General features: G+C 73.9%; 13 protein-coding genes. 8 read left to right on the top strand and 5 right to left on the bottom strand.

The genetic code is table 11. From position 1 onward, the window contains the following. Positions 1 to 83: 83 nt before the first annotated feature. The 5 genes from J2X68_RS23750 (at position 84) to J2X68_RS23730 (ending at position 3,910) form a co-directional block, all read left to right on the top strand. Positions 84 to 2,018, top strand: coding sequence for a glycoside hydrolase family 9 protein (locus tag J2X68_RS23750; protein ID WP_310434570.1), 1,935 nt, complete (start codon positions 84 to 86; stop codon positions 2,016 to 2,018). 58 nt (positions 2,019 to 2,076) lie between these two features. Further along, complete coding sequence (locus J2X68_RS23745; protein ID WP_310434569.1) at positions 2,077 to 2,412, top strand: hypothetical protein; 336 nt, start codon at positions 2,077 to 2,079, stop codon at positions 2,410 to 2,412. A gap of 91 nt (positions 2,413 to 2,503) precedes the next feature. Continuing rightward, the gene (locus J2X68_RS23740) at positions 2,504 to 2,986 is read left to right on the top strand and encodes a MarR family transcriptional regulator (RefSeq protein ID WP_310434568.1); all 483 of its coding nucleotides are present in this window, start codon (positions 2,504 to 2,506) and stop codon (positions 2,984 to 2,986) included. Positions 2,987 to 2,988: 2 nt separating this feature from the next. Next, positions 2,989 to 3,450, top strand: a complete 462-nt coding sequence (locus tag J2X68_RS23735; protein WP_310434567.1) for a MarR family transcriptional regulator — start codon at positions 2,989 to 2,991, stop codon at positions 3,448 to 3,450. 88 nt (positions 3,451 to 3,538) lie between these two features. Continuing rightward, positions 3,539 to 3,910 (top strand): tetratricopeptide repeat protein, encoded by a 372-nt coding sequence (locus J2X68_RS23730; RefSeq protein WP_310434566.1) that lies wholly within the window; start codon positions 3,539 to 3,541, stop codon positions 3,908 to 3,910. A gap of 66 nt (positions 3,911 to 3,976) precedes the next feature. Here the strand turns inward: J2X68_RS23730 and J2X68_RS23725 are convergent, their stop codons facing one another. Then, entirely contained in the window at positions 3,977 to 5,374 is a 1,398-nt protein-coding gene (locus J2X68_RS23725; RefSeq protein WP_310434565.1) for a PepSY-associated TM helix domain-containing protein, read from the bottom strand. 157 nt (positions 5,375 to 5,531) lie between these two features. Between J2X68_RS23725 and J2X68_RS23720 the strand changes: the two genes are divergently transcribed. Then, positions 5,532 to 6,176, top strand: a complete 645-nt coding sequence (locus J2X68_RS23720) for a peptide deformylase (protein ID WP_310434564.1) — start codon at positions 5,532 to 5,534, stop codon at positions 6,174 to 6,176. A 22-nt stretch (positions 6,177 to 6,198) separates the two neighbouring features. Here J2X68_RS23720 and J2X68_RS23715 read toward each other — a convergent pair whose 3' ends face one another. Further along, positions 6,199 to 7,617: an NAD(P)/FAD-dependent oxidoreductase gene (locus J2X68_RS23715; protein WP_310434563.1), complete on the bottom strand. Its 1,419-nt coding sequence runs from the start codon at positions 7,615 to 7,617 to the stop codon at positions 6,199 to 6,201. Between the two features lie 143 nt (positions 7,618 to 7,760). Between J2X68_RS23715 and trxA the strand changes: the two genes are divergently transcribed. Next, the gene (gene trxA, locus J2X68_RS23710) at positions 7,761 to 8,165 is read left to right on the top strand and encodes a thioredoxin (RefSeq protein ID WP_310434562.1); all 405 of its coding nucleotides are present in this window, start codon (positions 7,761 to 7,763) and stop codon (positions 8,163 to 8,165) included. A 77-nt stretch (positions 8,166 to 8,242) separates the two neighbouring features. Here trxA and J2X68_RS23705 read toward each other — a convergent pair whose 3' ends face one another. From J2X68_RS23705 to J2X68_RS23695, 3 genes are read right to left on the bottom strand one after another with little or no spacing between them, the layout of a single operon-like run. Continuing rightward, complete coding sequence (locus J2X68_RS23705; protein ID WP_310434561.1) at positions 8,243 to 9,679, bottom strand: aldehyde dehydrogenase family protein; 1,437 nt, start codon at positions 9,677 to 9,679, stop codon at positions 8,243 to 8,245. A gap of 38 nt (positions 9,680 to 9,717) precedes the next feature. Then, entirely contained in the window at positions 9,718 to 10,896 is a 1,179-nt protein-coding gene (locus J2X68_RS23700) for a 4-hydroxybenzoate 3-monooxygenase (RefSeq protein WP_310434560.1), read from the bottom strand. 23 nt (positions 10,897 to 10,919) lie between these two features. After that, complete coding sequence (locus tag J2X68_RS23695; RefSeq protein WP_310434559.1) at positions 10,920 to 11,969, bottom strand: LacI family DNA-binding transcriptional regulator; 1,050 nt, start codon at positions 11,967 to 11,969, stop codon at positions 10,920 to 10,922. 116 nt (positions 11,970 to 12,085) lie between these two features. On the opposite strand from J2X68_RS23695, the gene J2X68_RS23690 reads away from it, so the two are divergent. Continuing rightward, the gene (locus tag J2X68_RS23690) at positions 12,086 to 12,757 is read left to right on the top strand and encodes a TetR/AcrR family transcriptional regulator C-terminal domain-containing protein (RefSeq protein ID WP_310434558.1); all 672 of its coding nucleotides are present in this window, start codon (positions 12,086 to 12,088) and stop codon (positions 12,755 to 12,757) included. Positions 12,758 to 12,768: the final 11 nt, after the last annotated feature.

Below are 12,768 nucleotides of genomic sequence, written 5' to 3'. Positions count from 1 at the left end.
GGGCTCCCGGTGCGCTGTCGGAGACCTCGCGGCCGGCGGTGGAGCGTGACCTCCTCCCCCGGGGATCCCGGCACGGTGGGCGCGTGAGGGCGCCGCGCAGCCCCCGGCTGCTGGTCGGCGGAGCGGCGGGAATCGGCACCCTGCTCCTCGCCCTGGCCCTGCACGGCCTGCCCTTCGGCGGGGACGGCGCGTCCGACGCGGCCGAGGTGGCCATCCGGGTCGACCAGGTCGGATACGTGCGGGGCGAGGCGAAGCAGGCCTACGTCATGGGGCCCTCGGACGTCCTCGCCGGAGCGCGCTTCGAGGTCCTCGACGCCGGGAACGACGTCGTGCTGGCGGGGCGGCTCGGCGCCGTCACCGGCCGCTGGAACGCCGCCTATCCCGCGGTGCGTTCCGTCGATTTCTCCGCGCTCGACACCCCGGGCACCTACCGCGTCGTCCTGACCGGCACCGCGGGCGGCCGCTCGCCGGCGTTCCGGATCGCCGGTGCCCGCGAGCTGATGACCCCGCTCGTCCGGGACAACGTCCGCTTCCTGCAGGCGCAGCGCGACGGGAATGACGTGCTCTCCGGCGCCCTGCGGCGCGGGCCCTCGCATCTGACCGACCGGGACGCGGCCGTCTACGCCGACCCCTCCTACGACGAGGAGGGTGAGGAGCTGCTCGACGAGCGGCTGACCCCGACCGGGGACCGGGTCGACGTCTCGGGCGGCTGGTTCGACGCGGGAGACTTCCTCAAGTTCACCGGCACCACGTCCTACGCGGTCGCCGAACTCCTGCTCGCCCAGCGCGGCCTGCCGGACATGGCGGAGCTGTCGACCGAGGCCTCGCACGGGCTGGCCTGGCTGGACAAGATGTGGGACGAGGACAGCGAGACCCTCTACGCACAGGTCGGCATCGGGGCCGGCAACGAGGCCGTACGGACGGACCACGACGTGTGGCGGCTGCCGGAGGCCGACGACCGGCTCGAGGTGTCACCGGGGGACCCCGACCACACGATCAAGTACCGTCCGGTCTTCCGCGCCGCCGCACCGGGCGAGGCGATCAGCCCCAACCTGGCGGGACGCGTGGCCGCCGTCTTCGCCCTCGCCGCCCAGCGCGCGGCCGCCGAAGAGCCGGACGAGGCCCGGGACTGGCTGGACAAGGCCGCAGCCGTCTACGACCTGGCCGACACCGACCACGACCCCGACGAGCAGCTCGTCACCGCGTACCCGGGCGCCTTCTACCCCGAGGACTCGTGGCAGGACGACATGGAGTTCGGCGGCGCCGAACTGGCCCTGGCCGCACGGGAACTCGGGGACGACCGGGAGAGCGACTGGGCCGACGCCGCGGCCGGCTGGGCCGGGGACTACCTGGCCTCCGACGTGAAGGGCACTCTCGACGTCGCGGACGTCAGCGCTCTGGCCCATGTCGACCTGGCCACGGTGCTGGACGGCGCCCGGACGAACGGCATCGGCGCCGAGGAACTGTACGCGGACCTGCGCCGTCAGCTGGACGACGGGGTCGACCGCGCCGGGCGCGACCCGTTCGCGGCGGGCGCCGTCTACGACGACTTCGACGCCGTGCCGCACACCTTCGGGCTCGTGGCCACCGCCCGTCTCTACGCCGAGGCCACCGGGGACACCCGTTACGCGGCCTTCGCCGGACGGCAGCGGGGCTGGGCCCTCGGCGCCAACGCCTGGGGGACGAGCTTCGTCATCGGCGCGGGTGAGGTGTACCCGCACTGCCCCGAACACCAGCTCGCCAACCTCGGGGGCAGCCATGACGGCAAGGGCGCCGTCCTGCGGGGCGCCGTCGTCAACGGCCCCAACGCCGCCGGGAAGCTGGAGGAGTCGAACGGCTTCCCGGGCATGAAGAAGTGCACGGCCTCCCCGCCGACCGGAGCCTGGACCGACTTCGACGGCAGGGGCGCACGGTACGTCGACGACGTGGGCGCCTGGCAGACGGTGGAGCCGGCACTGGATTTCACCACGACCGCCCTGCTGGCCTTCGCCCTGACCGCGCAGGACGGCGGCGCGTAGGCTCTGGGTCTCCTCAAGTCGCTTGGCATCCAGGGGACATGATCGTCAAGCTGCCGTCATGACAGGAATCACGGGACTGAGCAAGAAGAACAACTTCGTGCTGGCCGTCCGGGACGCGGACGTGGTGGCGGCGGCCCTGCGCCAGGCGCTGGCGGAGGCCTCGCCCCAGGAGCGGCCGGGCCTGGAGCGCGCCGTCGCGCTCGTCGAGTCCACCGCCGCCGCCACCGAGACCCAGCTGCGCGCCCGCTGGGTCCGCTCCCGGCTGGCGGCCGTCGGCTTCACGGGGGACATCGCCTCGGTCGCGGCGGTGAAGGCGCTGCGCCGGGCGGAACCGAAGCTGAGCCTGCTGGCGGCGGTGCAGCTGCAGAAGGAGGCGGTGGCCCATCCGGAGTGATCCGGCCCGCGGTGACCGAGCCGGGGCGATCCGGCCCGCGGCGACCGAGAGATAGTAGCCATGGACATAGTAGCCATGTACTCTATCTTCCATGAGTGAGCGCAAGGGTTCCGAACGGGCCACGCCCGGGTTTCTGGTGTGGCGGCTGTCGACGAAGTGGCGGGTGGCCGTGGACCGGGCGGTGGCCCCGCTCGGCCTCACCCACGCCCAGTACTCGCTGGTCGCCTCGCTGTACGGGATGCAGCGCTCCGGGGAACGGCCCAGCCAGCGCCGGCTCGCCGACCACACCGGCCTCGAACCGCTCTACGTCTCCAAGCTGGCGCGCGCCCTGGAGTCCGCCGGCCTGATCGAGCGCACCCGGGATCCCCGCGACCCGCGCGCCGTGCAACTCGCCCTGACCGAGCGGGGGCAGGACGTGACACAGCGGGCCGTCACGGTGGTCCAGGGGCTGCTGGAACAGCTGCTGGAGCCGCTCGGCGGCCTGAAGAGCCCCCGGACGCGCGCGCTCACCGACGAACTGACCCTGCTGCTCGACGTACCGCTCGACCTCACCGACGAGAGAACCAAGGAGTGACGATGACCGACACCGCGCCGCCCGTCGGCGGCCGCACCATAGGCCTCGCGCACTACGCGGGCCGCGCCGTCCTGGAACGCGTCCTGGCACGGCACGGCCTCACCTTCCAGCAGCAGATCACCCTGCGGGCGGCCGTCGCCGCCGTCGGGCCGCTGGAATCCGGCGCGCTCGTCGAGCAGGTGACCGACGCGCTCAAGACCGGGGCTGCGGACGTACGCACCGCCGTCGACACCCTGCTCAGCGAGGGGCTGCTGGCGGCCGACGGCCCCCTGGTCCGGCCCACGGACGCCGCGCGCGAGCTGTTCGCCGTCGTGAGCGCCGAGACGGGCGAGATCTCGGCCCGGATCTACGCCGGGATCCCCCCGGAGGACCTGGCGACCACGGGCCGCGTCCTCGCCCGCGTCACCGAACGGGCCGACGCGGAGCTGGCGAACTTGGCGCAGCCGACTCGCGCGTCCCGGTAGGCACCGGCACCCCTCGGCTGCACCCCCGTCGCCAGGTAGTGGAATATTCAACCACCACGCCCGGTTGTCGGCCTCGAAGGAGGCACGAGTGGACACGACATACGAGACGACCGACAGCACCGCCTACTACGCCCACGGAACGCCGGCCGAGCGGTGGGAGAGGGCGCGGCTGTTCTTCGCCGCGAAGGAGTACGCCGCCGCCGCGCGGGTGCTGGTGGGACTGGTCGAGGAGGTGCCGGAGCAGACCGGACCGCGGCTGCTGCTGGCCCGCGCCTACTACCACTCGGCCCAACTGCGGCGCGCCGAGGACGAGTTGCGGCAGATCGTCGAGCGGGACCCGGTGGAGCACTACGCCCGGCTGATGCTGGGGCGCACCCTGGAGCGGCAGGGCCGGCACGCGGAGGCGGGACCGCATCTGCGGCTCGCCTCGGCGCTGGCCGGGGACTTCCCCGACGCCTGAGCCCGGGACGGCGGACGGCCCGGCGGTGGACCTCCACCGCCGGGCCGTTCCGCGTGCCCGGGCCGCTCAGACGGCCGCCCGCCGCCCCCGCCGGTGCGCGATCTCGCCGAGCACGATGTCCACGGCCAGGAAGCCGACCAGCGGGATGCCCAGGAGCGGGACGAAGTAGGCCACCACGGCGACCGCCGCCATCAGCGGGACGAGGACGTACGGCGGGACCTGCGCCCAGGCGCCGCGCGGGACGGGCCGGCCGAAGGAGGACCCGCGGCCGCGCTGCCACCACATGCGGTAGCCCCACACGATCAACAGGATCAGGGAGCCCGCGAGGAGCATCAGCGCGAGCTGGTTGACCAGGCCGAACAGCACGCCGGTGTGCAGATCGATGCCCCAGCGGGTCAACTTGGCGAGCAGCGGGTAGTCGTCGAACCGCAGGACGTCGGTGACCTCTCCGGTGGCCGGGTCGATCGCCACCGCGTCCTGCTTCTCGGGCCAGCTGCGCTGCACCTGCTTGACCACGTACGCGGAGGAGGCGTCCGCCGGCGGGACGATCTCGACCGGGTCGCCCAGCCCCTCGGCCCGCGCGGCGGCCAGGATCTTGTCGAGGCCGACGCCGTGCCCGCCGTCCCCGCCCGCCCCGGACGCCTCGTCGTGACCGGCGTGCTCGCCGCCGCCCGCGGCCGCCGAGACCGACGGGGTGGCCTGGCCCAGCGAGGTGCGCAGGACGTCGATGTTCGCGCCCGCGTAGGTGGACCAGGTCAGTCCGGTCGCGGACAGGAAGATGAAGCCGGCCGCGGCCCACACGCCGACGGTGCCGTGCAGGCCGAGCGTGCGGCGCCGTCCGCTCGTGCCGCGGACCTTGCGCAGGGCACGGCGGCGGGAGAACCAGAGCACGAGGCCGCCGCCGGCCGTCACCCACAGCCAGCCGGCGGCGAGTTCGCTGTAGAGGCGGCCGTTCTCGCCCAGGTGCAGATCGCGGTGGAACTCGTCGATCCAGGTGCGCAGCGGCAGCGCGCCGGTGGAGCCGTACTGCTCCAGCGCGCCGCGGACCTCGCCCGTGTACGGGTCCACGAACACGGCCAGGGTGTGGGTGGCGTCGACGCCCTCGACACCGGACAGCATCACCCGGGTGGTGGCGTCGTCCTGCGGCGAGGGGCGGACGGCCGAGACGGTGCCGTCGGGGTAGGCCTTGCGGGCGGCGGCCACCTGCTCGGAGACCGGCAGTGACACCTCGCCGGCCGGCACGGTCATCTCGTGGGAGTACACGATCTTCTCGGCCTGGAAGGCGGCGGCGTACAGGAACCCGGTGGCGGCGGCGACCAGCAGGAACGGCGCCACGAACACACCGGCGTAGAAGTGCAGACGCAGTATCAGCGGGCGCAGCGGGGCCCACGGGCCGCGGGACTTCGGTGCGGGGGCCGCTGCCGGCGGAGCCTCGTCCGTGGAGGTCGAGGGAGCGGTGGACATGGTGGGCTTCTCCGGGGGGAGGAGGAGTGGGTCGGGGACACGTTCTGGGGACGTCCTTCAGCCGTGACGCACCAGTAGTCGGGAGCCGACGACACCGAGTTCCCGCCACTTCGAGTGACGTGCGTCACATCCCATGCGGCCGTGGCATGCTGGCCCGATGGCATCTCCCAGTCCCCGCGCGCCCCTTGCCGAACGGATCGAGGAACTCCTCGCCCCCGGCGGCCCGTTGCCCATCGTCGCGGCCGGGGACCCGGTCCTGCGGACGGGCACCACGCGCTACGAGGGCCAGCTCGATCCCGCCCTGCTGGCCCGGTTCGTCGAGGCCCTGCGCCTCACCATGCACGCGGCGCCGGGCGTCGGCCTCGCCGCGCCGCAGGTCGGAGTGGAACTGCGGATCGCCGTCATCGAGGACCCGGCGCCGGTGCCGGAGGAGGTGCGGCTGGCCCGCGGCCGGGTGCCGCAGCCGTTCCGGGTCCTGGTCAACCCCGCGTACGAGCCGGTGGGTTCGGCCCGCGCCGCCTTCTTCGAGGGCTGTCTGAGCGTGCCGGGCTACCAGGCGGTGGTGGCCCGGCACACCGAGGTGCGGCTCACGGGTGCGGACGAGCACGGCCGGCCGCTGGACGAGGTGTTCGGCGGCTGGCCCGCCCGTATCGTCCAGCACGAGACGGACCACCTCGACGGTGTGCTCTACCTCGACCGGGCCGAACCGCGCTCGCTCTCGGCCAACCAGGCCGTGCTCGACCGCTGGACGCAGCCGACGGCCGACCTGGCCGCGAGGGCGCTGGGGTTCGAACTCCCCTGACCCGCGGGCCGGCCGGATCCCTTCAGTTGTCCCGGTAGGCCTCCAGCAGCCGCAGCCACACCTCGCTGAGCGTCGGATAGGACGGGACGGCGTGCCACAGCCGGGCGAGCGGGACCTGCCCGGTGACCGCGATCGTCGCCGAGTGGATCAATTCGCCGACGCCCGGGCCGACGAAGGTGACGCCGCGCAGGATCTCCCGCTCCAGGTCGACGACCATCCGGGCGCGGCCCTTGTAGCCCTCGGCGTACAGCCCCGCTCCGGCCACCGACGACATGTCGACGTCGACGGCCCGCACCCGGTGTCCGGCCTGTTCCGCCTCGGCGAGCGAGAGGCCGACGGCGGCCGCCTCCGGGTCGGTGAACACCACCTGGGGGACGGACTCGTGGTCGGCCGTGGCGGCATGGGCGCTCCACGGGTCGCTCTCCGGCAGCTCGGTGCCTGCCGCGCGGGCGGCGATGGCGGCGCCCGCGATCCGGGCCTGGTACTTGCCCTGGTGGGTGAGGAGGGCCCGGTGGTTGACGTCGCCCACGCCGTAGAGCCAGTCGGTGCCGGTGACGCGCAGGCTGTCGTCGACGGTGAGCCAGGAGCCGGGTGCCAGGCCGACCGTGTCCAGGCCGATGTCGTCGGTGCGCGGGGCGCGGCCGACGGCGAAGAGGATCTCGTCGGCCTCGATGCGCTCGCCGGTGTCGGTGACGACCACGACGGTGCCGTCGGAGCGCGTCACCGACGCCACCGAGGTGCCGGTGCGCACGTCCGCGCCGGCCTCGGTGAGCGCCTCGGCGACCAGTTCGCCCGCGAACGGCTCCATCCGGTCGAGCAGGCCCTTGCCCCGCACGAGGAGGGTGACCTGCGAGCCGAGGGCCTGCCAGGCGGTGGCCATCTCGGTGGCCACGACTCCCCCGCCGACCACGACGAGCCGGCCGGGCGCCGCCTGGGCGGCGGTCGCCTCCCGGCTCGTCCAGGGCCTGACCTCGGCCAGGCCCGGCAGGTCGGGCAGCGCCGCGCGGGTCCCGGTGGCGACGACGACCGCGTGGCGGGCCGTGAGGACCGTGTCCCCCACCGTCACCGTGCGCGGTCCGGTCAGTCTCCCGTGGCCGCGGTAGAGGTCCGCGCCGATGCTCTTGATCCAGTCGACCTGGCCGCCGTCCGTCCAGTCGCCGGTGAACCAGTTGCGGCGGGCGAGGACCGCCGCCGTGTCCAGCGGGCCTTGCACCGCGTCGCGCAGGCCGGGCAGTCTGCGGGCGTCCGCGCGGGCGATCACCGGGCGCAGCAGGGCCTTGCTGGGCATACAGGCCCAGTACGAGCACTCGCCGCCGACCAGTTCGCTCTCCACGACCGCGGTGGTGAGGCCGGCCGCACGGGTGCGGTCGGCGACGTTCTCCCCCACGGGCCCGGCTCCGAGCACAACCACGTCGTACAGGTTGGTTTCCGTTTCCGTCATGGGGTCAGTCTGGTGGGTGGTGTGCGGGGAGGCCACACGGGTAGGGGCGCGGAATACGCGTCGGGCCGGCCGTGTTGTCGCGGACGGCTTCACCCCATGTCGGGGCAGTCCTGACAGGAAGCACCGGGAAGAGGAATCACGCCATGAGCAGCACCGTGGAGCTCACCAAGGAGAACTTCGACCAGACGGTCACCGACAACGACTTCGTCCTGATCGACTTCTGGGCGTCCTGGTGCGGCCCGTGCCGTCAGTTCGCCCCGGTCTACGACAAGGCCGCGCAGGAGAACCCGGACCTGGTGTTCGGCAAGGTGGACACCGAGGCGCAGCCGGAGCTGGCCGCGGCCTTCGGCATCCAGTCGATCCCGACGCTGATGATCGTGCGGGACCGCGTCGCCGTGTTCGCCCAGCCGGGCGCCCTGCCCGAGGCCGCGCTCACGGACGTCATCGGACAGGCGCGCGAGCTGGACATGGACGAGGTCCGCAAGTCGATCGAGGCAGAGCAGGCCAAGGCCGGCGCCGACGGCTCCCCGGCCACCGGGGGCGAGTAGCCCCGGGAGCCTTCGGGACGGGAGCCGCCGGGACGGGAGTCCTCGGTCCTCAGGCGGACAGTCCTCGCGGAAGGCCTCTAGAAGGGGTACGGCGCCACGTCCGCGCGCACCGTCGTCCAGCGCACGTCGGTGAAGGCGTCGAGGTTGGCCTCGCCGCCGAAACGGGCGCCGGTGCCGGAGGCGGCGACCCCGCCGAAGGGGGCGACGGCCTCGTCGTTCACCGTCTGGTCGTTGACGTGCACGATGCCGGTGGGAATGCGCTCGGCGAGGTCCAGACCGCGGGCGGCGTCCCGGGTGACGATGCCGAGCGAGAGACCGTAGGAGCTGCGCGCGGCCAGGGCCGCCGCCTCGTCCGGGGTGCCGAAGGAGCGTACGGGGGCCACCGGGCCGAAGACCTCCTCCGCGTAGGCGGGGGTGTCGTCGTCGACGCCCGCGAGGACGGTCGGCCGGTAGAAGAGCTCCTCGTGCCTGCCGCCCGCGGCGAGCTCGGCGCCGGCCGCGGTACTGGCCTCCACCAGGCCGTGCACCTTGGTGAGCTGGCCTTCGTCGATGAGCGGGCCGAGGTGGACCTGCGCGCGGTGCGGGTCGCCGACGGCGAGGGCGTCGGCCTTGGCCGCGAGGCGCTCCACGTACTCCTCGTAGAGGGAGGCGTGCACCAGGTGGCGGCCGGTGGTCATGCAGATCTGGCCCTGGTGGAAGAAGGAGCCCCAGGCCGCGGTGGAGATCACGGCGTCCAGGTCGGCGTCCTCCAGCACGATCAGGGCGGAGTTGCCGCCGAGTTCGAGGTGGGCCCGCTTGAGGTGGCGACCGGCGGCCTCGCCGACCGCGCGGCCGGCTCCGGTGGAGCCGGTGAAGGAGATCACGGGCACCAGCGGGTCGGCGACCAGGGCCGCACCGGTCTCGGCGCCGCCCGGGAGGATGTGCAGGAGGTTCTCGGGCAGGCCGGCCTCCGCGAAGACCGCGGCCAGCGCCAGTCCGCCGCACACCGCCGTGCGCGGGTCCGGCTTGAGGACGACCGCGTTGCCGAGCGCGAGGGCGGGCGCGACGGACCGGATCGACAGGATCAGCGGGGCGTTGAACGGCGAGATCACGCCCACGACCCCGACGGGCACCCGCCGGGTGTACGACAGCCGGGGCGCCTCGCTGGGCAGGACCTGTCCGGCCGGGCGGGAGGCGAGCGCGGCGGCCTCGTAGCACTCCTGGGCGGCGACGTGCAGCTCGAAGTCGGCCTTGCCCGGTATGGATCCGGACTCGCGGACGATCCACTCGCGCAGTTCGTCGGCGTGCGCGGTGAACAGGTCACCGGCCTTGCGCAGCACGCCGGCGCGCACGAAGTGAGGGAGCCGGGCCCACTCGGTCTGCGCGGCACGGGCCGCCTCGGCGGCCGGCCCCACGTCCGCGGCGCCCGCCAGGTCGACGGCGCCCAGCGGGTCGCCGGTGGCGGGCTCGGTGACGGTGCGGCGGGGGCCCGACAAGGGGCGGGACTGCCAGTTCTCGGGGTCGAGCAGCGGCATGAAGGCTCTCCGATCGGTGACCCGCGGGGCTTCGGCTCTCACAGGGGGAGGGGAAGTCCCGTGTAGTTGGCCGCCAGTTCGGCGGCGGCGTGGCGGGATGCGGTGATCCGGCGCAGCCGGGCGAGCTGCATCCGATGGTCGAACGCATCTCCATCTGGTTGAGCGTGCAACATCCTAGTCATGTCGTCGGAAAAGCGGGTCGCCTGCCACACCCGTCGCAGACAGTGGTCCGAATACCCGTCCAGCAGCCTCGTGGACCCGGTGGCGCGCAGTTCCGCGAAGGCGCCGGCGAGCAGACGTACGTCCGAGACGGCGAGGTTGAGCCCCTTGGCGCCGGTCGGCGGGACGATGTGGGCGGCGTCCCCGGCGAGCAGGAGCCGGCCGTGGCGCATCGGCTCGTGGACGAGGCTGCGCATCGGCGTGACGGCCTTGGTGGTGATCGGGCCGCGGCGCAGCGTCCAGTCGGCGTCGACGGCGAGGCGGGCGGCGAGTTCGTCCCAGATCCGGTCGTCGGGCCACTCCCGCACGCCGGTGCCGTTGGGGACCTGGAGGTAGAGCCGGGAGATCCGCGGCGAGCGCATGCTGTGCAGGGCGAAGCCGCGTTCATGGCGCGCGTAGATCAACTCCTCGCAGGAGGGCGGCACTTCGGCGAGGACGCCGAGCCAGGAGTACGGATAGTCATGGGCGTACGTCCGGCCCGCGGTGGCCGGGAAGGCCCCGCGGGCGACCCCGTGCGAGCCGTCGCAGCCGACCACCCAGTCGCAGACGAGCCGCTGTTCGCGGCCCTCGCGCAGGAACCGCACGGTGGGCTTCCCGCTCAGCGGCTCCTCCACGGCGAGCGCCGCGGCCTCGAACAACAGGGGCGGACCGTCGGCGAGTTGGAGGGCGACGAGATCCTTCACGATCTCCGTCTGGGCGTAGATCGTGACCGTGCGGCCGCCCGTGAGGACGGGGAAGTCGAGGTGGTGGCGTTCGCGGTCGAACCGCAGCTCGATGCCGTGGTGCACCAGACCTTCGCGGTCGAGCCGGGCGGCGGCTCCCGCCGCGCGCAGGGCGTCGACCGTGCCCTGCTCCAGCATGCCGGCCCGCTGGCGCCGCTCCACGTACTGCCTCGTCCTGCTCTCCAGGACCACGCAGTCGACGCCCGCGCGGTGCAGCAGCCGGGCGAGCAGCAGCCCCGCGGGGCCGCCGCCGATGATGCCGACCGTCGCACGCATGGCGCCTCCCCTGCGACCGTAGTTCAGCTGGAGTCGCGCTGCACCACGGTGGCTCCGAACGGCGCGTGCGCCTCGGGGGCGGCCGCGGGGCTGCGCACCGCCCGGTCGACCAGCGAGGCGAGGTCGCGGCCGGAGGGCAGCGCGATCCGCACGGTGCTGAGCCGGGGCCGCAGCAGCCGCCCGAGCATCAGGTCGTCGGCGCCGATGACGGCGACGTCCTCGGGGACGCGCACCCCCGCGTCCTGGAGGGCGCGCATCAGCAGCATGGCGTACTCGTCGTTGTAGGCGAAGACGGCGTCCAGGCCGAGGGCGGGCCAGCGGGCGGCGAGGGCCGCCGCGGACTCCTCCGCGTAGGCCAGGGACAGCTCGGTGACGCAGGCGTCCGTGCCCTGGAGGGCCTCGCGGGCGCCGGCCAGGCGGGGAGCGGAGAACATCTCCATCCCGCGCTCGGCCGGGACCACCACCCCGATCCGGCGGCGGCCGCGGGCGTACAGGTGCGCGGCGGCGCTGCGGCCCACGTCGGCGTGGTCCAGGAGCAGCCCGCGGGCGCCCTCGACCGCCTCGGGACCGAGCGTCACCACGGCCCGGGCGCCGGACCTCTTCAGCACGGCGACCCCCTCGGGGCCGACGCCGGGGCTGGGCACCAGCACGGCGACGGGCCGTAGTTCGGCCCAGGCACGGGCGGCCTCGTCACCGCGCAGCCCCGTGGCGCCGTACTGCACGACGGTGTAGTCGAGGCGGCTCAGCGCCCCCTGGAAGTCGTGCACGAACTGGGAGTAGAGAGGGCCGGCCGGGACGGGCAGGGTGGGCATCAGGACCATGCGGCTGTGGCCGGCCCGCAGGGTGCGGGCGGCCGCGTGCGGCACGTACCCGAGTTCCTCGGCGGCCTTGCGCACGCGGCGGCGGGTGGGCTCGCTGATGCGCACGGCGCTGGCGTTGTTCAGGACGTAGGAGACGGTCGCGCGCGAGACGCCGGCCAGGCGGGCCACGTCGGCGCTCGTGGGCACGGGGCGCGGCACCGGCGACTGCGTCGGCGCGGGCGTGTTCGGTATCTGCACCATGACGTACCGCATCTTGGCAGAAGCTGTGGAGGGGGCACCGGGCGGGGGACACCGAGATCCGATGACCCGTCAACGAACATGTTCGTTACGCACTTGTTCGGAGCGAACATGTTCGTTACGGTGGAGGCATGACAGCACGCCCCGACACCCCGCGCAGCCGCCGTGAGCGCCCGGCCAAGCCCGCTCTGACCAGGGAGGGCATCGTGGCCGCCGCGCTCGCGGTGCTGCGCGCCGAAGGCCTGCGGAAGCTGACCATGCGCCGCCTGGCCGAGGAACTCGACACCGGTCCGGCCTCCCTGTACGTGTACGTCCGCAACACGGCGGAGCTGCACGCGGCCGTGCTCGACGAGCTGCTGGGCACGGCCCTGCCCGCGCCGGCCACGGGGAGCTGGCGCGAGCGGCTGGAGGCGGTGCTCACCTCGTACACCGCGATGCTCTTCGACCACCCGGACCTCGCCCGCTCGGCGCTCACCGCCCGGCCCAGCGGCCCGCACTACCTGAACCTGATCGAGACCCTGCTGGCCCTGCTCGACGAGGGCGGGGTGCCGCCCGCGCAGGCCGCCTGGGGCGTGGACCTGCTGCTCCAGCACGCCACCGCGACGGCCGCCGAACACACGGACGAGGCCTCCCCGGAGGACTGGGACGCCCTGCGGCACGCGGTGCGCGAGGCGTCGCAGGAGACCCACCCGCAGGTCGCCCGCCTCGCCGGGCCCCTGCTCTCGGGTCCGCCCGAAGCCCGCCTCTCCTGGGGGTTCCGGGCGCTGATCGGCGGCATCGAGCGGATCGCCGTACCCGAATGACGACACCCGGA

Source organism: Streptomyces sp. 3330 (assembly GCF_031456635.1).
In the GTDB taxonomy this organism is placed as follows: domain Bacteria; phylum Actinomycetota; class Actinomycetes; order Streptomycetales; family Streptomycetaceae; genus Streptomyces.
Note: the sequence above shows the minus strand (reverse complement) of the source record. Positions and strands in the feature narration are given on the sequence as shown.

What these genes read in the sequence shown, in the direction of transcription:
- J2X68_RS23720 (WP_310434564.1), top strand. Translation starts at nt 5,532, where the DNA reads ATGGCATCTCCCAGTCCCCGCGCGCCCCTTGCCGAACGGATCGAGGAA.
- J2X68_RS23745 (WP_310434569.1), top strand. Translation starts at nt 2,077, where the DNA reads ATGACAGGAATCACGGGACTGAGCAAGAAGAACAACTTCGTGCTGGCC.
- J2X68_RS23735 (WP_310434567.1), top strand. Translation starts at nt 2,989, where the DNA reads ATGACCGACACCGCGCCGCCCGTCGGCGGCCGCACCATAGGCCTCGCG.
- trxA (WP_310434562.1), top strand. Translation starts at nt 7,761, where the DNA reads ATGAGCAGCACCGTGGAGCTCACCAAGGAGAACTTCGACCAGACGGTC.
- J2X68_RS23740 (WP_310434568.1), top strand. Translation starts at nt 2,504, where the DNA reads ATGAGTGAGCGCAAGGGTTCCGAACGGGCCACGCCCGGGTTTCTGGTG.
- J2X68_RS23695 (WP_310434559.1), bottom strand. Translation starts at nt 11,969, where the DNA reads ATGCGGTACGTCATGGTGCAGATACCGAACACGCCCGCGCCGACGCAG.
- J2X68_RS23700 (WP_310434560.1), bottom strand. Translation starts at nt 10,896, where the DNA reads ATGCGTGCGACGGTCGGCATCATCGGCGGCGGCCCCGCGGGGCTGCTG.
- J2X68_RS23715 (WP_310434563.1), bottom strand. Translation starts at nt 7,617, where the DNA reads ATGACGGAAACGGAAACCAACCTGTACGACGTGGTTGTGCTCGGAGCC.
- J2X68_RS23725 (WP_310434565.1), bottom strand. Translation starts at nt 5,374, where the DNA reads ATGTCCACCGCTCCCTCGACCTCCACGGACGAGGCTCCGCCGGCAGCG.
- J2X68_RS23705 (WP_310434561.1), bottom strand. Translation starts at nt 9,679, where the DNA reads ATGCCGCTGCTCGACCCCGAGAACTGGCAGTCCCGCCCCTTGTCGGGC.
- J2X68_RS23690 (WP_310434558.1), top strand. Translation starts at nt 12,086, where the DNA reads ATGACAGCACGCCCCGACACCCCGCGCAGCCGCCGTGAGCGCCCGGCC.